The sequence below is a fragment of the Thermalbibacter longus genome (assembly GCF_023806485.1).
GTDB lineage: Bacteria > Chloroflexota > Chloroflexia > Thermomicrobiales > Thermomicrobiaceae > Thermalbibacter > Thermalbibacter longus.
In genome coordinates, this window is sequence record NZ_JAMSLR010000001.1 from 259862 (window position 1) to 277691 (window position 17830).

17 protein-coding genes are annotated in these 17830 nt (G+C 68.6%); 14 read left to right on the forward strand and 3 right to left on the reverse strand.

The genetic code is table 11. The features are described from left to right. Positions 1–79 precede the first annotated feature (79 nt). The 5 genes from hemC to hemA are packed head-to-tail and all read left to right on the forward strand — an operon-like array spanning position 80 to position 5447. Positions 80–1006 carry a hydroxymethylbilane synthase gene (gene hemC / locus NET02_RS01150; protein ID WP_284055533.1) on the forward strand — a complete coding sequence of 309 codons (927 nt, stop codon included), beginning with the start codon at positions 80–82 and terminating at the stop codon, positions 1004–1006. Further along, complete coding sequence (locus NET02_RS01155) at positions 1003–1818, forward strand: uroporphyrinogen-III synthase (protein WP_284055534.1); 816 nt, start codon at positions 1003–1005, stop codon at positions 1816–1818. The genes hemC and NET02_RS01155 overlap by 4 nt, the downstream gene beginning before the upstream one ends. After that, the gene (hemB, locus tag NET02_RS01160; RefSeq protein ID WP_284055535.1) at positions 1815–2840 is read left to right on the forward strand and encodes a porphobilinogen synthase; all 1026 of its coding nucleotides are present in this window, start codon (positions 1815–1817) and stop codon (positions 2838–2840) included. The genes NET02_RS01155 and hemB overlap by 4 nt, the downstream gene beginning before the upstream one ends. 39 nt (positions 2841–2879) lie before the next feature. Then, positions 2880–4175, forward strand: a complete 1296-nt coding sequence (gene hemL / locus NET02_RS01165) for a glutamate-1-semialdehyde 2,1-aminomutase (RefSeq protein WP_284055536.1) — start codon at positions 2880–2882, stop codon at positions 4173–4175. A gap of 21 nt (positions 4176–4196) precedes the next feature. Beyond that, positions 4197–5447: a glutamyl-tRNA reductase gene (gene hemA / locus NET02_RS01170; RefSeq protein WP_284055537.1), complete on the forward strand. Its 1251-nt coding sequence runs from the start codon at positions 4197–4199 to the stop codon at positions 5445–5447. 39 nt (positions 5448–5486) lie between these two features. Here the strand turns inward: hemA and NET02_RS01175 are convergent, their stop codons facing one another. The 3 genes from NET02_RS01175 to NET02_RS01185 form a co-directional block, all read right to left on the reverse strand. Then, the gene (locus tag NET02_RS01175) at positions 5487–6323 is read right to left on the reverse strand and encodes a phosphosulfolactate synthase (protein ID WP_284055538.1); all 837 of its coding nucleotides are present in this window, start codon (positions 6321–6323) and stop codon (positions 5487–5489) included. After that, a complete protein-coding gene (locus NET02_RS01180) occupies positions 6320–7696 on the reverse strand; it encodes an MmgE/PrpD family protein (protein WP_284055539.1) in 1377 nt (458 codons plus the stop codon). The genes NET02_RS01175 and NET02_RS01180 overlap by 4 nt, the downstream gene beginning before the upstream one ends. A 263-nt stretch (positions 7697–7959) precedes the next feature. Then, positions 7960–10329, reverse strand: a complete 2370-nt coding sequence (locus NET02_RS01185) for a penicillin acylase family protein (protein ID WP_284055540.1) — start codon at positions 10327–10329, stop codon at positions 7960–7962. Positions 10330–10492: 163 nt separating this feature from the next. Between NET02_RS01185 and NET02_RS01190 the strand changes: the two genes are divergently transcribed. The 9 genes from NET02_RS01190 (at position 10493) to NET02_RS01230 (ending at position 17730) form a co-directional block, all read left to right on the forward strand. After that, positions 10493–11125 carry an RNA polymerase sigma factor gene (locus NET02_RS01190; RefSeq protein ID WP_284055541.1) on the forward strand — a complete coding sequence of 211 codons (633 nt, stop codon included), beginning with the start codon at positions 10493–10495 and terminating at the stop codon, positions 11123–11125. Positions 11126–11203: 78 nt separating this feature from the next. Beyond that, positions 11204–11479: a hypothetical protein gene (locus NET02_RS01195; RefSeq protein WP_284055542.1), complete on the forward strand. Its 276-nt coding sequence runs from the start codon at positions 11204–11206 to the stop codon at positions 11477–11479. A 201-nt stretch (positions 11480–11680) separates the two neighbouring features. After that, positions 11681–12670: an ABC transporter ATP-binding protein gene (locus tag NET02_RS01200; protein WP_284055543.1), complete on the forward strand. Its 990-nt coding sequence runs from the start codon at positions 11681–11683 to the stop codon at positions 12668–12670. Between the two features lie 57 nt (positions 12671–12727). Continuing rightward, positions 12728–13573 carry a DUF2705 family protein gene (locus NET02_RS01205; RefSeq protein WP_284055544.1) on the forward strand — a complete coding sequence of 282 codons (846 nt, stop codon included), beginning with the start codon at positions 12728–12730 and terminating at the stop codon, positions 13571–13573. 151 nt (positions 13574–13724) lie between these two features. After that, entirely contained in the window at positions 13725–14435 is a 711-nt protein-coding gene (locus NET02_RS01210) for a response regulator transcription factor (protein ID WP_284055545.1), read from the forward strand. Beyond that, positions 14432–16147 (forward strand): sensor histidine kinase, encoded by a 1716-nt coding sequence (locus NET02_RS01215; protein ID WP_284055546.1) that lies wholly within the window; start codon positions 14432–14434, stop codon positions 16145–16147. Before NET02_RS01210 ends, NET02_RS01215 begins: the two co-directional genes overlap by 4 nt. 63 nt (positions 16148–16210) lie before the next feature. Then, on the forward strand, positions 16211–16642 hold the full coding sequence (locus NET02_RS01220) for a MarR family winged helix-turn-helix transcriptional regulator (protein ID WP_284055547.1): 432 nt from the start codon (positions 16211–16213) through the stop codon (positions 16640–16642). Positions 16643–16714: 72 nt separating this feature from the next. Then, positions 16715–17131, forward strand: coding sequence for a YciI family protein (locus NET02_RS01225; protein WP_347710984.1), 417 nt, complete (start codon positions 16715–16717; stop codon positions 17129–17131). 128 nt (positions 17132–17259) lie between these two features. Continuing rightward, a complete protein-coding gene (locus NET02_RS01230; protein WP_284055548.1) occupies positions 17260–17730 on the forward strand; it encodes a GyrI-like domain-containing protein in 471 nt (156 codons plus the stop codon). The last annotated feature ends 100 nt before the right edge of the window (positions 17731–17830 follow it).

Here is a 17830-nt window from a genome sequence, read left to right on the forward strand (position 1 = left end):
GAAAAATCGTCGAGTGGCCTGGATGTGAAGCGATTGCCGAGTTCTCGCGCCGGCAGTTTGCCCGTGTTGGGGGGCGGGAATGATCGGTCCACGCCGATCGGTACGCGTCGGTACCCGGGGCAGCCAGCTCGCGCGAGCGCAGACCGAGCTGGCGCTCGCCCGCCTCCGGGAAGCCTGGCCAGAGGCCTCGACGGAGGTCATCGTCATCACCCCGGCCGGTGACCGCGACAAGACGACGCCGCTGACGATCCTCGGCGGCCAGGGCGTCTTCTCGAAGGAGCTGCACGAGGCGCTGCTCGATGGCCGAGTGGATCTTGCCGTGCACAGTGTCAAGGATCTGCCTTCGGAGCTCCCGGAGGGCGTCGTGCTCGCTGCCGTCGTCATCCGCTCCGATCCACGCGACGCGCTGGTCAGTCGCGACGGATCTCGGCTCGCTGAGCTGCCTCCGGGCGCTCGGGTGGGGACGAGCTCGCGGCGTCGCCAGGCCCTGATCCGTGCTGTGCGGCCCGACCTGACCCCACTCGATATCCGCGGAAATGTCGATACCCGGCTGCGCAAGCTGGACCAGGGCGACTACGACGCGGTGGTCCTGGCCGCCACGGGGCTGCACCGGCTGGGCTGGGAGGACCGGGTGAGCGAGTACCTGTCACCTGACGTCTTCGTCCCCGCGCCGGGCCAGGGAGCGCTCGGTGTCACCTGCCGGGCGGGCGACCAGGAACTGCGAGAGTTGCTCGGGCGAATCCACGACGCGATCGCCGGGCTGGCGGTCGAGGTCGAGCGAGCATTCCTGCGCGCGCTTGGTGGTGGATGCCAAGCTCCGATCGGTGCCTATGCCACCGTGGACGACGGGCAGGTCACGCTACGGGTACTGCTCGGCGACCCGTCGCTGCGCAGGCTAGAACGACGGCAGGTGATCGTCCCGGAGGAGCAGGCGCTGGGGGCGGCTCGCGCACTGGCCGTCGATCTGAAGGGGGCGCTCGGCATCGAGGAGGTGGTGCGGCCGTGACGAGCCGGCTCGACTTGCTTGAGCGCTCCGGAGGTACGCGGCCCCTGGCCGGCCGGCGGGTGCTGGTGACCCGCGCCCTGGCCCAGGCCGGGGAACTGGTAGCCCGGCTGCGTGAGCTCGGTGCCGAGCCGGTGCTCTGCCCGGTCATCGAGATCGCCCCGCCGGAGGACACCGGCCCGCTCGACCGGGCCATCCGGGAGCTCGAACGGTATGACTGGCTAGTCTTCACGAGCGTCAACGGGGTAGATGCCTTCTTCCGCCGGCTTCGCGAGCTAGGCCGTACGCCCGATTCCCTAGGGCGCATTCGGATCGCCGCGATCGGCCCGGCCACGGCCGCGCGGCTGCGCGCCTACGGCCTGGGAGCCGACCTCGTGCCTGGCGAGTTCGTGGCCGAGGCGGTCGCGGCCGCGCTGGTCGAGCGCGGCATCGCCGGCCGGCGCGTGCTGTTGCCGCGCGCCGCCGAGGCTCGCGAGACGTTGCCCGAGACGCTGCGGGAGGCGGGGGCTGCGGTGGATGTGGTGCCTGCCTACCGGACGCGGCCGGTGGATCCCCCGCCGGAGGCGCTCGAACGGCTGCGGGCAGGCGAGGTGGACATCGTGCTGCTGACGAGCAGCTCGACGGCCCGCAACCTGGTCGCCGCGCTCGGCCATGACCTCAGCGTGCTCGAGCGCCCGGTGATCGCCTGCATCGGGCCGATCACCGCGGCTGCCGCCCGCGAGGCAGGGATTCGGGTCGACCTGGTGGCGGACGAGTACTCGATCCCGGGATTGCTGCGGACGGTCGTTGAGGCCCTGGAGGAGAGATTGCGATGAACCCAGCAGAGCTGAGCTTCCGGCGCTTCCGCCGACTTCGTCGCAGTGAGGGGCTGCGACGGCTGGTGCGGGAGACGCGGCTCTCGGTCGACGATCTGATCTATCCCCTGTTCATCACCTACGGGACCGGGGTGCGCCGCGAAGTGCCGTCGATGCCGGGCGTCTACCAGCTCAGCGTCGACCAGCTCCCTTCGGAGGTCGAGGAGCTGCGGGGACTCGGGATCGGAGCCGTGCTGCTCTTCGGCATCCCGGAGCACAAAGACGAGCTGGCGTCGGGGGCCTACGACGAGCACGGGGTGATTCAGCAGGCCGTCCGGTCGATCAAGCGCTACGACCCGGAGATGGTCGTCATCACCGATGTCTGCAACTGCGAGTACACCTCGCACGGCCACTGCGGCGTCCTGGTCGGAGGCGAGATCGCCAACGACCCGACGCTGGAGCTGCTGGCCCGCACGGCGGTCTCGCACGCGGCGGCTGGCGCTGACATGGTGGCGCCCTCCGACATGATGGATGGCCGGGTGCTGGCGGTCCGCCGGGCACTCGATGAGGCCGGGTTCATCGAGACGCCGATCCTGTCCTATGCCGCCAAGTTCGCCTCGGCGTTCTACGGGCCGTTCCGCGACGCCGCCGAGTCGGCCCCGGCCTTCGGCGACCGCCGATCGCACCAGATGGATCCCGCCAACCGTCGAGAGGCCCTGCGCGAGATCGAGACCGACCTCGAGGAGGGCGCCGATGCCGTCATCGTCAAGCCGGCCCTGGCCTACCTGGACGTCGTCGCGCTGGCGCGCGAGCGCTTCGACGTGCCGATCGCGGCCTACAACGTGAGCGGCGAGTACGCGATGGTCAAGGCGGCGGCCCTTAACGGCTGGATCGACGAGCGGCGCGTGGTGCTGGAGGTGCTGACGGGCATCCGGCGTGCCGGCGCTGGCATGATCATCACGTACCACGCCAAGGACGTGGCCCGTTGGCTCCGCGAGGAAGCCGGAGCCGAGGCGACAGCGCTGCTGGCCGCCGAGCGCTAGAGAGCAGAAGGCAACGGCACGGGCAACCGGAGGCGGACGATGCTGAGCTTAGCGCGCTCGGAGCTGGCCTGGCAAGAGGCCCAGCGATACTTGGCGGGTGGCGTGAACAGCCCGGTGCGAGCCTTCCGCGCGGTCGGCGGCACGCCGCCGTTCATCCAGCGTGGTGCCGGCGCCCGGCTCTACGACCTGGACGGCAACGAGTACATCGACTATGTCTGCTCCTGGGGCGCGCTGATCGCCGGGCATGCTCACCCGGACGTGGTCGAGCGGCTCCAGCGGGCCGTCGAGCGCGGCACCAGTTACGGGGCGCCCACCGAGCTGGAGACCGCGCTCGCCCGGCGAGTCGTCGAGCTCTTCCCCTCAATCGAGCTGGTGCGCTTCGTCAATTCGGGTACCGAGGCGACCATGAGCGCGATCCGGCTGGCGCGCGCGGCCACCGGGCGGGCGAAGATCGTCAAATTCACCGGCTGCTATCACGGTCACGCCGACCCGCTGCTGGCTACCGCCGGCTCCGGCCTGTTGACGTTCGGGATCCCGAGCAGTCCTGGGGTCACACCGGGCACTGCGGCCGATACGATCTCGCTGCCGTACAACCAGCTCGAGCCGGTGGAAGAGGCTTTCTCTCAAGCTGGCGGTGAGATCGCTGCTGTGATCGTGGAGCCGGTGGCTGGCAACATGGGTGTGGTCCCACCGGCGGAGGGCTTCCTCCAGGGGCTGCGCGAGATCACCCGCCGGCACGGCGCGCTCCTCATCTTCGACGAGGTGATCACCGGCTTCCGGCTGGCTCCCGGTGGAGCCCAGGAGCTCTACGGTGTGCAGCCAGATCTGACCTGTCTCGGCAAGATCTTGGGCGGTGGCCTGCCGGTCGGCGCCTACGGCGGGCGCCGCGAGCTGATGGAGCTGCTGGCTCCGCTCGGCCCGGTCTACCAGGCCGGCACGCTCTCCGGGAACCCGCTGGCGATGGAGGCCGGCCTCGCCACGCTGGAGCTGTTGCGCCGTCCAGGCGCGTACGAGCGCCTGGAGGCGCTGAGCGCTCGCCTAGCCGATGGCTTGCGCCGGGCCAGCGAGCTGGCCGGCGTGCCGGTGGCGGTCAACCGGACCGGCTCGATGCTGACCGCCTTCTTCACGAGCGAGCCGGTCACGAGCTACGAGACGGCGACGCTGGCCGACACGGCACGCTACGCCCGGTTCCACCAGGCGATGCTTCGACGGGGCGTGTACCTGGCGCCGTCGCAGTTCGAGGCGGCGTTCGTCTCGCTGGCGCACGGCGACGAAGAGATCGACCGCACGCTCGAGGCTGCCGAGGAGGCACTGCGCGAGATCGCGTCGTCCTGACGAAGAGCGGGGTGAGCCAGGATGCCGGTCGAGCTGCTCAGCGTTACTCATCGCACCGCGCCGGTCGGAGTCCGGGAGCGGCTGGCGCTGGGCATGGACGCCCGGTCTGCGCTGATGGCCCGGCTGGCCAGGATCGCGGGTGAGGGGGTCGCGCTCTGCACCTGTAACCGCACCGAGCTCTACTGGGTCGCGGGGCCCGCTACTACCCCTGGTGATGTCCTGGCGCTGCTGGCTGCGGAGTCAGGGCTCGATCCTGAATCGCTACAGCCCTACGTGATCCACTTGCGGGGAGCGGAGGCGGCGCGACATCTCTGCCGGGTTGCGGCTGGGTTGGAGTCGCAGATCGTCGGCGAGCCGCAGATCCTGGGCCAGGTGCGGGACGCGGCTGAGGAGGCGCGGGCGGCCGGGGCGCTCGGCCCGGTACTCGACCGGCTCTTCACCCTGGGGGTCGTGGCCGGCAAGCGCGCCCGGACCGAGACCCCGATCGGACGGGGGGCCGGCTCGATCGGGCAGGCGGCCGTACAGCTCGCCCGCTCGATCCTAGGCGAGCTGGCGGGAATGCGGGCGCTGGTGATCGGCGCTGGCGAGATGGGCCGGCTGGTTGCGGCCAGCCTGGCCTCGTATCGTCCTCGCTGGCTCGGGATCGCCAACCGCACCGGCGATCGGGCGCGGGAAGTCGCGCGCGATGTGGGCGCACATCTGGTTCCCTGGGAATGCCTGGACGAGACGCTTGCTACTGTAGACCTCGCTGTGATCGCGACCGGGGCTCAGGAGCCGGTGTTGACTTACCAACGGCTCGAGCCGGTGGTCGCCGCGCGGGGTGGACGGCCGCTCCTGCTGATCGACGTCGCCGTGCCGCGCAATGTGGAGCCTGCCGTCGCTGGGCTGCCGGGGATCGAGCTGCACGACATCGACGGTCTCCGGGAACTGTGCGAGGAGGGCCGGCGCGCTCGCGAGCGCGCTGTTCCGCAAGTCGAGGCAATCGTCGAGGAGCAGGTGCAGGAGTTCCTCGAATGGGAGCATGCCCGTGCAGTCGTGCCGGTGATCCAGCAGTTGCGGGAGCGGGTCGAAGCGATCCGCGAGGAGGAGACGGCCCGGGCGCTGCGCCGGCTCGGCCACCTGAGCGAGCGAGATCGGCAGGTGGTGCTGGCGCTCAGTCACGGGATCGCCAACAAGCTCCTCCACCTGCCCATCAGCCGCCTGCGCGAGCGCGGGGCCCAGGAGCCCTACATTTACGCTATCGCCGACCTCTTCGGCCTGGATGACCGCTGATCCGAGCTGCGCGGTCACTTCGGTCGCAGGGTATGGGGATCACCCCTTATAGGTCAGCACCCGGCCCCACAGGCTGGAGGTGCCCCAGAGGCCTGAGCGCATACACTCCAGCTCCACGATCTGGCTGTGGTCGACGAACAGGTTGACCTCGGGGCCGTAGTTCTTGATGTACCACTCGAAGACAGGCGGGTCGGCAGCTTCGAACATCACTCGCTCCAACCCGAGCGCGTTGATGATCTTCGCCACTGCGTCGGTGCGCCAGGTCCGGACGTTCTCGGTGATCCCCTCCGACTCGATCATAATCATCCACGCCCCGGCATCTAGGTAGCGCCTGGCCTGCGCGATGGCCCACTCCACGTCGCGGGTGCCTTCAGCCTCCAGGGCTTCGACTGCGCTGGCCCCGCCAGCTCCGAACTGGATGCCGACTTCCGGCTTCGGCTTGAGTCCCGCCTTCTGCACCCGCTCGATCAGCCGCAGCACGTCGTCGGTCGGCAGCGTGATGAATCCGGCCGAGATCTCGACGATGTCGAAGCCGACCTCCCGGCACTCCTCGACGTAACGGTCGACCGCCTCCGGCCCTTGGAGGAGAACACGCTCGAGGAAGCCGCCGGTCGAGACCTGGACGTCGTAGCGGTGGCAGAGCTCGATAATCTCGGCCAGTCGATCGCGTGGCATGAGCGCGAACGATCCGCCAGCGAACTTCAGGCTATCCACCCAGGCGCCCATGGTCTCTAAGATGTCCTCGAGATAGCGCTTGCCCATCGGTGTGTAGTAGGGGCCACGGATCTCGGTGATCCCGCGGGTCCGGGGCTTGCTCCCCCGCTCGTTGAGCCGGATGAACGAGAATGCTCGCTCTTGTTGCTCGATAGCGCTCATCGTGTTCCCTCCTTGCCGATCGCTTCGAAGAGTCGCGTGAGATCGCGCACGTTCACTGCCTCCAGCCCGGTCACCGCCTCCACCAGCGCCCGGCGCTGGCCGGCATCGGTGAACGGCGAGGCCAGCCGCTCGAACTTCTGCACTACACGCTCCCACGACATCGGGCGGGTATGGAAGCCCTCGTAGTCGCGCTTCTCGACCGAGAGGACCTGGCCGTCGTGGAGGACGACCTGCAGCCGAGCAGGCATCTCGGCCGGGAAGCGCCGGCTGAGCTCATCGTCGGACCGGATCACCACGCGGCGGAGCAGCGACTGCACGTCCTGGCTCGCGATCCGCTCCGGCGCGTACTGCTCCGGGCCGAGCTGGCCGTCCAGCGCGGCGACAGCCAGCATGTAGGGTAGGCTGTGGTCAGCCTCCTCCTTGGTACGCACGTGGTATTTGTCTCCCTCTTCGCCGCCGCCGATGATGTGGAAAGCGACGTCGAATGTGTCGAGCTCGATGCGCTCGATCTCCTCGCCGCGAAACCCGGAGGCGGCCTTCAGCTCTAGCAGTCCTTCGATCGCGGACTGTGAATGAATCTCGGCGTTGTACTTCTTCAGGATCGTGCGCCGGACGGCCTCGAGGTCTTCCTGCTTCCAGTCCATGCTGAAGCGGCCAGCGATCGCGTCCATGAAGCCCTTGTTGCCTTCGAAGACTTCCAGCGGCCCGGTGATCCCGCGCATGGCGAGGAAGACAGCATGCGTGGCTCCGAAGGCGGTGTTGGGGTAGGCCAGCCCCTTCCAGTGCGAGAGCCGGCCGGTGCGGGTGACGCGGAGCGCGTTGAAGGCCGTGCCGCTGATGGCGATCCCGTGCGCCGCGCGCGCGGCGTCGAGTCCGAGCGCCCGGGCGACGCCAGCGGCCGCGGCGTAGGCCCCCTGGGTCACGTGGTCGAAGCCCCGAGCCCGCACCGGGGCGACCTCCGAGAGCCGGCACTGGACCTGGTAGGCGACGGCCAGCGCCGCGAGCAGCTCACGGCCGCTGGCACCAGCGTACTCGGCGGCCGCCAGCACGGCGCTCAAGTTATCGCTGGGATGGCAAGTCTCGCCGGGCGCCAGGAAGCTGTCGTTGTAGTCCAGGTAGCGAACCAGGGCGCCGTTGTAGAGGGCTGCGCGGTCCGGCGTGGTCTGGCCCCCGCCGATGAGCGATGCCAGCGGCCGGCCTCCGAAGTCCTCCAGGTGCTGGCGCAGTCCGCGGATCGGCGCGCCGTCGAGCGCGCCGATAGCGCAGCCGAGCGCGTCGAGAATCCGGCTCTTAAGCTGCTGCCGGGCTGCCTGCGAGAGGTCGTCGTAGCTGGCCCGCACCGCGAAGGCTGCCAGTTCCTCGACCATCGTCATGGCCCGTCTCCTCTCCCCGGCGAAGTCATGGTAGCACGCCGGCCGTCGCGCTGCCGGGCGGCGGGGACAGGAACGACCATGCCCCGGCAAGTCTCTCCGCCAGCCAGGATGGCGCGAGTTCCCGGACGCAGCCTGTCATGTGGGAAGGGCGCTCTCGGGGTCATCAGAGGCGCTGCGACTGTTCTACCATTCCGCAGGGGCGAATGATCATTCGCCCCTACGGTACTGTCGTGCGCCGCGCTGTAGCCTTCCCTGCCGGGCGGTCAGTGCGGGCGATGTGCTTGCTGCGTGCCTTCGGGTACCAGCTCGAGGGTGGCGACCGTCTCTCGGGCGACGGCCTCAGGCGTCCAGGCGAGCCGGAGTCCCTCACCGCGCCGCCAGAGGCGAAGCTGATCGGCGTAGTGGGGCGAGAGTGGATTCCCCGACTGCCCACCAGGCAGTACCACCCCGGTCTCGTCCCAGTTGCCGACGTCGACGACGAGCCGCAGCGACGCCATGAAGGTCACCGGTCCGGTCGGGTCGAGCGGCGTAGTGCCGGCGGCCGAGACGGTATTCGCGTCGCCGCCCCAGGGAAACGACCCGAGGTTGAACAGCATCTGCAGCACCCGCGGGGCGCGCAGCGGGTCGGCCAGCGGGTGCAGGAGCGTCAGCGGGCGCACGCGTCCCCAGGCCCAGGCTGCCGGCCGGGGGCCGTACCGGTTCTCGAGGTAACGGACAGCCGCCGCCAGTGCCTCGGCGATCACCTCAGCCCAGGGGCGATCGAACCAGCCCGGCGGCTGGGTCCGGAGCAGCCGCACCAGGTGGCCGGTACGCCGGATGCTCCAGCTCGACCCGTCGGTGAGGCCGCCGAACACCAGGCCGAGTACCCAGTTCGCGCTGCGCGGCGCCTTGGCAGCAGCTACTCGGCGGCACATCTCAGCGAGGAAGATCTCGAAGACGCTGGCGGCGGGCGAGCCAGCGGTGACCCGACCGTCCCAGTCGCGCAAGAGGGCCAGGGCGCGATTCGCTGCTGGGTTAGGAGTCTCGATCGAGAGCACGATGTCGCGTAGCTCGCGCCAGGGGATGGAGAGGACATCGAGCTGGAGCGCCTGGGTGCTCCGGATATCCCAATCAGATCGCGATGCCAGCGCCTCGGCGATGCGGGCAGCCCGGTAGCCGTCGAGGTAGTCGGCCCCGAGGAACGGGCCATCCCCCTCGCGTCGGGGCCGGTTGTTCGCGGTGGCGATGAAGCCGGCGGCCGGGTTCTCCGACCAGGGCAGCGCGTCGGCGGGCAGCAGATCGGGCTCCCAGCCGGCGCCGGGTAGCCAGCCAGGCTGCGGGATCAGGCCACTGCCGCGGCGCCGTCGCGGCACCTGGCCGGCGAGCTGCCAGCCGATCGTCCCGGAGACATCGGCGTAGACGACGTTGAGCGGGATCTGCGGCCACTCGGCTAGGGCCTGGCGGAACTCGGCGAACGAGCGCACCCGGTGCAGCCGGAGCAGGCCGCCGATCGGCAACGGGTCGAGCCAGACGGCCCGGAGCGAGAGCGCCCAGGGGATGCCACTGAGGATCGGGCTGATGATCGGGCCACGCGGCGTTTCGAGAACCACGTCCTCGACGGCTCGTGAGCCTCGGACTTCGATCCGCTCGTGCCGGAGCGCGCAGGGGACGAAGCGCTCGCCCTCCCGGATCGAGCGTCCATCGGGCCCGATCTCCTCCAGGAACAGGTCGGTGTTGTCGGAGAGTCCCGCGGTAACGCCCCACGCCGCGAACCCGTTATGCCCGGCGGCGATGGCTGGAGTCCCGATGAGCGCGGCGCCGGCGACGGCCCAGTCCGGCGTTTGCAGGTGTGCCAGGTACCAGTAGGGCGGCAGCGTCGGGTCGAGGTGCGGGTCGTTCGCCAGGATGGGACGGCCGCTGGCCGTGCGCCAGCCGGCGATGACCCAGTTGTTCGATCCGCCCGCCGGGACGAGCGCGGCGAAGCGCTCGAGCTCCTCGGCCAGGCGATCGAGAAGCGGGCCGGCCTCGACGCCGGGCGGGTCGGTCACCGGGTGCCATTCCGGGTAGCTCGGGTCGAGCGCGCGCAGGGCCTCGGGCCCGTCCTCGGTCAGCACCTTGAGCCGCACCAGCTCCGAGGTCCAGTTGGAGGCCAGGGAGAACGACATGATCTTGACCATGCCCAGCACGTCGGCGAGGTCCCACGTCCCGGGCCGGCTGCGCAGCAGCACCAGCTCGTGCGGGCGGCGCTTGAGCCCATACCGCATACCGGCGTTGATTCCCTGGACGAAGGCGCCGGCCAGGGCACGCAGCTCGGGTGCCACCGCGCTGAGCTGGCGCTCGGAGGTGTGGCGGAAGCCGATCCGGCGCGAGAGGCGGTCGATCGGCAGCGCCGGCGGGCCGAGCAGCTCGGCCAGCGTGCCCCGAACCACGCGGCGCAGCAGCTCGAGCTGGAAGGCCCGGTCCTGCCCCTGGCAGAAGCCGAGCGCGTACCAGGCGTCCGCGTCGGTCTGGGCGGCGATGTGCGGTATGCCCCAGCGATCGCGGCGGATGAGGACCGGCTGCTGGAGACCGGGCACGGCCAGCCGGCCCTGCGTAATCGGGAGCCGGCATCCGAGCAGCAGGCGGGCGAGCAGGCGTACCAAGAACCTGGACATCGACTACCTCCCTCCCGCATCCAGGTAGGTGAACCACCGGGACGAATGCTAGCGCGATCTGGCGCGATGGACGAGCGCCGAGACCATGTGCCTGCCGGGTGATCCGGCACGCGGCAGCTCTGATAGAATCAGGCAGCGCGTGCGAGAGGAGCCGGCAAGCATCGTGGTTGAGGGCGGCGCCGAGCACCTGGTGACGAGACTCTTGGCCGGCGGCCCAGAGGGAGATGCAGCCGCCCGGGAACTGCACGATCTCCTGGTGCGCGCAGCCCTAGCCCACCTCGTTCACCAGGGGTACTCGCTCGAGGCCTTCGGCGCGGACGACCCGGAGGCGCTGGCCGAGGACTTCGCGCAGGAGGCACTCGCCACTATCCTGCGCCAGCTCCATACCTTCCGCGGCCAGAGCCGGTTCACCACCTGGGCGTATCGCATTGTCATCAACTTGATCTCCGATGAGTTCCGTCGTCGCGCCTGGCGGCGGCGCCCGCTGCCGACAGAGCACGAGGCCCTGCCGCACCCGGTCGATCCTGCTGACGACCCGGTCGCTGCGGCCGAGCGCGACGAGGTCTGGGGGCTGATTGCCCGAGTGATCCGGGAGGAGCTAACTCCCCGCCAGCGGCAGGTGCTAGTGGGCCGCTTCTTCCAGGACAAGCCACTGGTCGTACTGGCCGAGGAGCTGAATACCAGCAAGGACGCCGTCTACAAGCTCTTGCACGATGCGCGCAAGCGCCTCAAGCGGGCCCTATTGGCCCATGGGTTCACCGAGGCGGAGGCTTTGGCCGCCTTCGAGCGGCGCTAGGCGGCTCGGCGGTAAGATCGCGGCGCGCAGCGCGCCTAAACGGCAGAGGAGCCAGCATTGAAGGAAACGAGCCATCGGGTGAAGCAACTGCTCGAGGCGATCGCGCTGACGCAAGACGACGAGATCGACTGTAGCACCTGTCTCGACCTGGTGCCGATCTACGTCGATCGGGAGCTTGCCGGAGCCGACCCCGCCCGTGAGCTGCCGGCCCTGCGCCAGCATCTGGCTGTCTGCCGCGAGTGCCTCGAGGAGTACGAGGCGCTGCGCGAACTCGCGCGCCTGGAGGCCGCCGGCGGGCTGCCCGGCCGCCAGGAGCTGCTGCGCCAGCTCCGGCAGCAGCGACCTTCCGCCTGAGCGGCGATCCCGCTGTCTCGGTCTTCTTCCTGACTGGCTCTCCAGTTCACATTCCTGTGACAAATCCGACAATTGCCTGTCAACCCTCTCCCGTAGCCTGAGGATCGCAAGGCGGACGGTAGGGTGCGCAGGGGAAGGGCCCACCCCGCGTATGGTGACCGAGGCCGCGCGATCGGTTCGACCGGTAAGGAGGGCTACAAGATGGTCATGACCGACGGGAGAGCGGTCCTTCGGGGCAGGGGCACGAGGGACGAGCGAGTCCTGGACACCGTCCTGCGCGTGGAGGGTCTGACAAAACGCTATGGGCGGCGCGTGGCCGTCCAGGGGCTGGCGCTGAAACTGAGGCGCGGTGAGGTGCTGGGCCTGTTGGGGCCCAACGGTGCTGGTAAGACCACAGCTATCGCAATGATCCTCGGCCTGGTGCGACCCGACGCCGGGACCATCGAGATCCTCGGCGTCGATGCCACACGCGAGAGAGAGCGTGCCCTGCGGCGAGTCGGCGCGATCATCGAGTCGCCGTCGTTCTACCCGTACCTCTCAGGAATCGACAACCTGCGGGTGCTCGCGCTGGCGCGCGGTGGCGTGCCGGAGCGGCGGTTCGCTGAGGTGCTGGAGCTTGTGGGGCTGACCGGACGTGAGCGGGAACGAGTGAGCTCGTACTCACTCGGGATGCGACAGCGGTTGGCGATTGCCGGCGCGCTCCTCCACCAGCCCGAGCTCTTGATCCTCGACGAGCCGACCAACGGGCTGGACCCGCAGGGCATGGCCGAGATCCGCCAACTCATCCTGCGGCTCGCGGCCGAGGGCCAGACGATCCTGCTCTGCAGCCACTTGCTGTACGAGGTGCAGCAGGTCTGTGATCGCGTCGTGATTCTCTCGCAAGGCCAGGTCGTGGCCGAGGGGGATGTCGAGGAGTTGTTGGCTCAGCGAACGCGGACGGCATTGCGGGTGGATGACCCGCCTCGCGCGATCGAGCTGCTGAGCGAGGTCGAGTGGATCGAGCGGATCGAACAGGAAGGCGATCTGTTGCTGCTGACGATGCCGTCGGAGCGGCAGTTCGAGCTGAGCGCGCTGCTGCACGCGCACGGGATCGCGGTTGGGGAGCTGCGGGTGCAGTCACGCACGCTGGAGGAGTTCTTCCTGGATGTGACCGGGCCTTCCACCACGCCCGGTGGTCGAGGGGTGGCCTAGCCGGCGCGCTCGCGGGAGACGCGCATGGCCGCGGGAGTGAGACAGAAAGGATGTCCAATGCGAACGCTCATCCGAATGGAGCTACTGAAGCTGCGCAAGCGGCGGATGACCTGGATCATGCTGGGAATGCTCGTCGGGCTGCGGCTGGCAGGGACAGCGTTCTCCGTCTTCTGGTCGAGTCAGGCCGGTGTCGAGCCGGAGATCCGCGAGCGCATCCTTGCCTCGGCAACGCTGCCGAACACCATTCCCGATGCGCTCAACTTCATTGCCGGGCTCGGCGCGTTCCTGCTGGCTATCCTCACGGCGGCATCGATGGGCAGCGAGTATAGCTGGGGAACGTTGCGCGCCATTATCGGCTCAGGCGTGCCGCGCAGCCGTTTCCTGGCGGCTAAGCTCATCGCGCTCAGTACAGCGGCGGTGGCGTATACCGTGGTGCCTCTCGTGATCGTGGTTGGAGCAGCGGTACCGATGGCATGGCTGCTCGATCGGCCGATCATGGCGAGCGGGATCGATGGTCCCTGGGTGGGAGACGTGCTCCTCATGATGGCACGTACGGTGCTGCCGCTGCTGGCGCAGGTCGCGATGGCGTTCGCGATCACCGTCGTCACGCGCTCCCAGGCGGCTGGAGTCGGTGTTGCCCTGGCGGCAACGTTCGTCGAGCCATTGGCAGCACTCGTGCTCGACATGCTGGGTGGGGCGCTCGCTGCGATCGCGGACTATCTCCTGCTGGTCAATGCCCAGGCGCTGATGCAGTACAACGGCTTCGGCACGGTTCAGGTACCGCAAGGCACACTCAGCCAGACACATGCGGTGCTGGTCATCCTCGACTGGATGGCACTGTACGTGACCACGGCACTGCTGGTCTTCCGTCGCCGGGACATCGAGGTTCGCAGCGCCGCGTAGGCGCGATCTCGAGGGCGCGGGGACCACTCCGCGCCCTCGAGGTGTCTCTCCACGCTCCGGCGGAGTGGCGGGGAGACGCGGGAAACCGCTGGCCTGCGGTATATGGTTGATTCGAGTTGAGGGAATGTCTCTCCACTGGAGAGTGTGCACCGTGGCGACCATCGCTGTGATCGAAGATGAACGGGAACTGGCAGCGCTGCTGCGGACGCATCTGGAGAATGCGGGACATACGGTGCTCCTGGCATTCGATGGTCCAAGCGGTGTCGCGCTGGTGGAGCGGGAGCGGCCGGATCTGATCGTGCTCGACCTGATGCTGCCTGGCTTCGACGGCCTGGAAGTCTGCCGGCGCGTACGACGTACCATGGTGACTCCGATCCTCATGTTGACGGCCAAGTCGACCGAGCTGGACAAAGTGGTCGGCCTCGAGCTGGGAGCGGATGACTACGTCACCAAGCCGTTCTCTCCGAGGGAACTGGTCGCACGTGTCAACGCCATACTGAGGCGCGTGGAGCTCGTCCGCGAGCATTCGCGGACGCGCGAGGGTGACGAGCCGATCGTCTACCCAGATCTCCGGATCGATCCGGTTACGCGCGAAGTCGTGAGTGGCGGCCGACCAGTCCATCTGACTGCGAAGGAGTTCGAGCTCCTGCGGCTGCTGGCGGCAAACCCCGGCCGCGTGTTCAGCCGGGAGTATCTTCTGGATCGCGTCTGGGGAAGCGACTACGAGGGGCTCGAGCGAACGGTCGACACGCACATTGCGAGACTGCGCCGGAAGCTGGGCGGCCCAGGCTCGCCGGGCGACCGCATCACCACGCTGTGGGGCGTGGGCTACCGGTTCGAGCGCCGGGAGGGCGAGCCATGAAGCCTTGGGGCAGGGCACGGGCGTGGGTCGGCTCGATGCGGGAGCGGTTCGCGACCCGCCTGGGCTGGAAGCTGGCTGCTTCGCATCTGGTCGTTGTCCTGCTGACACTGGTGTTGCTGATCGCCCTCCTGGGACTCCTCTCGATTGTGTCCTCCCGTCTCACTCGCAACAGCGGTCCGAGCCTCGTCTACGACCCCGATATGGCTGAATTGACGCGCATCCTCGCTACCCTGATGCGGGAACACCTCGCATCAGGGGATACGGACGAGCTGACCGCGCTGCTCGAGCAGCTTAAGCCGGAGGTATACACCGGGAGCGGGCCACTCGGCGGCAGCCTCAACCCCGGAACCGGGATCGTGCTGGCGACTCCGGATGGCACGGTGCTGGCCGCTTCCGGCATTCCCCGGGCGACGACCGGCACCCCGCTGGCCTCGCTCGATCCGCCCGAGCTGGGGAGCGTGCTCCAGGCTGCTCTAGCCGGCGAGCGTGACATCAGTCGTCTCGGCCCGCTGATGCAGCATGCCGGAGGCGGCCAGATGCTCGTGTCTGCCTACCCGATCACCGATCAGGAAGGGAGGGTGATCGGGGCGCTAGGATTGCGAACCCGGCCACCAGAGCTCGGATCGACTGGTGTGCCGCTCACGTTCGTCGTCGTCGCGATCTCGGTCTCGCTGATCGCGCTGCTGCTCACCGCGGCCATACCGGCCGGCCTGCTCTCGAGTGGTGCCGGGTTCCTGCTGGCCCGAAGCTTCGGGCGGCGGCTGGCGGCGCTCGAGGAGGCAACCGAGGCGATGGCGAGGGGCGATCTCTCGCGCCGCGTAGCGGTCACCTCCCGCGACGAACTGGGACGCCTGGCCGAACGGTTCAACCTGCTCGCCGAACGCTTGCAGGAGATCGAGCGTCGCCGACGCGCATTCGTGGCCAACGTCTCGCACGAGCTGCGCACACCGCTGGCGGTGATCCGCGGGCATGTCGAAACTCAGCTCGAACGCCTGTCGACACAGAACGGCAGCGCCGATCTGCGAGAGACGCTTCAGATCATCGGACGCGAGGCCGAGACGCTCGATGACCTCGTCGATGACCTCTTCACGCTGACGCGACTGGAGGAAGAAGCCTTACCGCTCGCGCCGACCAGCATCTCGCTCGCCTCGGTTGCGCAGGAAGCTGTCGAGGCCATCCGGGCGCTGGCGCTGGCGCATGGCCGAATCAGCGTCAGGTCCCTGGTGCCGCCTGATCTGCCGATGGTGCTGGCCGACCGTACCCGGTTGCGCCAGGTGCTCAACAACCTCCTGCACAACGCGCTGCGCCACACTCCCGACGGGGGCGTGGTCGTCGTCGAGGCACGGGCAACCGGCGGTGAGATCGAGGTCGCGGTGACCGACACCGGTACCGGCATCGCTCCGGAAGAGCTTCCCCACATCTTCGATCGGTACTACCGCAGCGAGCGCAGCGGTCGCCATCAGGGTGGTAGCGGCTTGGGCCTGGCGATCGTCAAGCAGCTTGTGGAGGCCCAGGGTGGCCGCGCTGGGCCGAGAGTCGCCCCGGCGAGGGCACGAGCATACACTTCACGCTGCCGATGGCGACTGGTTTCGCGCGCGCCACTGGTTGACCACACTACCTCTCTGCCGCCCGCGCCGGGACGCCAATCCGTGTGCCGCCGTGCAATCCGCCCGCAGGGGAAAAGCGCGCTCCCCCTCAGTTCCCGCTCGTGAGAGAAGGGGTGGGCTCACCGAGATGCCTTGACAGGTTCAGTACGTGTATATACACTGGTTTCCATGGACGCCGAGATCGATCTCACAGCGACGCAAGAGTGCTACTGCCTGGCCGCGCGGCGGTACGCGCGGGCCCTTACCCGGCTGTACGAGCAGAAGTTGCGGCCGCACGGCCTACGGGCGACGCAGTTCTCGATCCTCGCTGCCCTGGCCTTGAAGGGACCGACTCCCATAACTGAACTCGCCTCCTTCCTGGTACTGGATCGCACCACGCTCAGCCGGAGCGCGGCGCTGCTCCAGCGCAGGGGATGGGTCGAGATCGCACCTGCCGAAGACGCACGGGAGCGGCCGCTTCGGCTGACACCGGCCGGACGCCGGAAGCTCGAGGAGGCGTTTCTTGCCTGGAAGGAAGCGCAGGATCTGGTGTCGGCCGGTCGGGCGAATTCGGATCGGCAGCGTGTCGATCCGGCCGCTCCCTGTGCGACGTCTATGTAGAGACGTGGTGTAGCCGGTGCCCGATCGGATAGGCGCTGGGTCCCGGCTCAGAGACGGAAAGGAATACTCACCGTGCGAGTGATGGTTCTGGTCAAAGCCAACGAGGATTCGGAGGCAGCGACGCTCCCCACGCGGGAGGACCTTGTTGCCATGACTAGGTTCAACGAAGAGCTGGTGCGCGCCGGGGTGATGCTAGCTGGTGAGGGACTGCATCCCAGCTCCAGGGGCAAGCGGGTTCGCTTCGACGGTGAGCAGCGTACAGTGATCGATGGGCCGTTCACCGAGACGAAGGAGCTGATCGCGGGATTCTGGTTGTGGCAGGTATCGTCCCTGGACGAGGCGGTGGAGTGGCTCAAGCGCGCGCCTTTCCGGGAAGGAGAGGTGGAGATCCGGCCGGTGATGGAGACAGAAGACTTCGGTGAGGCCGTCACGCCCGAGATTCGAGAGGCCGAGGAGCGCATGCGGGCTCAAATCGAACGCCGTCAGTAACACGACGCGGTTGGGGGCCTGGCTTTCCTCGCCTGGGATGTGCTGACGCCGCCAGGCCCAGACGCTGTCTTTCGGCCTAGTTGCCAGGCATGGTAACGGTCCGGAAGCCGGCCAGCAGGAGGCTGCTGATGATCGAGACACCCCGTATTGTCGACACGGAAGCCCAGATGGCTGCCGTCATCCACCTCACGGTTTCACGGGACGAGATCCAGGACGTTATGGGGCCGGCATTCCAGGAATTACTCGACGTGGTAACCGCGCAGGGCATTGCGCCTGCGGGGCCATGGTTCACGCACCACTTGCGGTTGGACCCGGACGTCTTCGACTTCGAAGTCGGGCTGCCGGTCACGACGGCTGTCGCCGCGGAAGGCCGGGTGAGGCCGGGCTGGCTTCCCGCCGGCCGGGTCGCGCAGACCGTCTACCATGGTGACTATGAAGAGCTCGGCGTTGCCTGGGCAGAGTTCGATGCCTGGATTGCGGCCCAGGGATATACGCCGGGCCCTGATGTCTGGGAGCGGTACCTGACCGGTCCGGACACTAGCCCGGACCCGGCTGACTGGCGCACCGAGTTGAACCGGCCTCTGGTCGGGCCCGCCTGACCTGGCAGCGGGGCTGGTATCGCACTGGCTGCCTTGCGGGTGGTGGGCGGCTGCGACGTGGAGGCAGCCACCTGCGCGTGAATGCGCGGGTTATCTCGCC

Bases quoted from the DNA above. Each gene is read 5' to 3' on its own strand.
- NET02_RS01180 (WP_284055539.1), bottom strand. From the start codon at position 7,696: ATGACGATGGTCGAGGAACTGGCAGCCTTCGCGGTGCGGGCCAGCTAC.
- NET02_RS01205 (WP_284055544.1), top strand. From the start codon at position 12,728: ATGCGAACGCTCATCCGAATGGAGCTACTGAAGCTGCGCAAGCGGCGG.
- NET02_RS01185 (WP_284055540.1), bottom strand. From the start codon at position 10,329: ATGTCCAGGTTCTTGGTACGCCTGCTCGCCCGCCTGCTGCTCGGATGC.
- hemA (WP_284055537.1), top strand. From the start codon at position 4,197: ATGCCGGTCGAGCTGCTCAGCGTTACTCATCGCACCGCGCCGGTCGGA.
- hemL (WP_284055536.1), top strand. From the start codon at position 2,880: ATGCTGAGCTTAGCGCGCTCGGAGCTGGCCTGGCAAGAGGCCCAGCGA.
- NET02_RS01215 (WP_284055546.1), top strand. From the start codon at position 14,432: ATGAAGCCTTGGGGCAGGGCACGGGCGTGGGTCGGCTCGATGCGGGAG.
- hemB (WP_284055535.1), top strand. From the start codon at position 1,815: ATGAACCCAGCAGAGCTGAGCTTCCGGCGCTTCCGCCGACTTCGTCGC.
- NET02_RS01220 (WP_284055547.1), top strand. From the start codon at position 16,211: ATGGACGCCGAGATCGATCTCACAGCGACGCAAGAGTGCTACTGCCTG.
- NET02_RS01200 (WP_284055543.1), top strand. From the start codon at position 11,681: ATGGTCATGACCGACGGGAGAGCGGTCCTTCGGGGCAGGGGCACGAGG.
- NET02_RS01175 (WP_284055538.1), bottom strand. From the start codon at position 6,323: ATGAGCGCTATCGAGCAACAAGAGCGAGCATTCTCGTTCATCCGGCTC.
- NET02_RS01230 (WP_284055548.1), top strand. From the start codon at position 17,260: ATGATCGAGACACCCCGTATTGTCGACACGGAAGCCCAGATGGCTGCC.
- hemC (WP_284055533.1), top strand. From the start codon at position 80: ATGATCGGTCCACGCCGATCGGTACGCGTCGGTACCCGGGGCAGCCAG.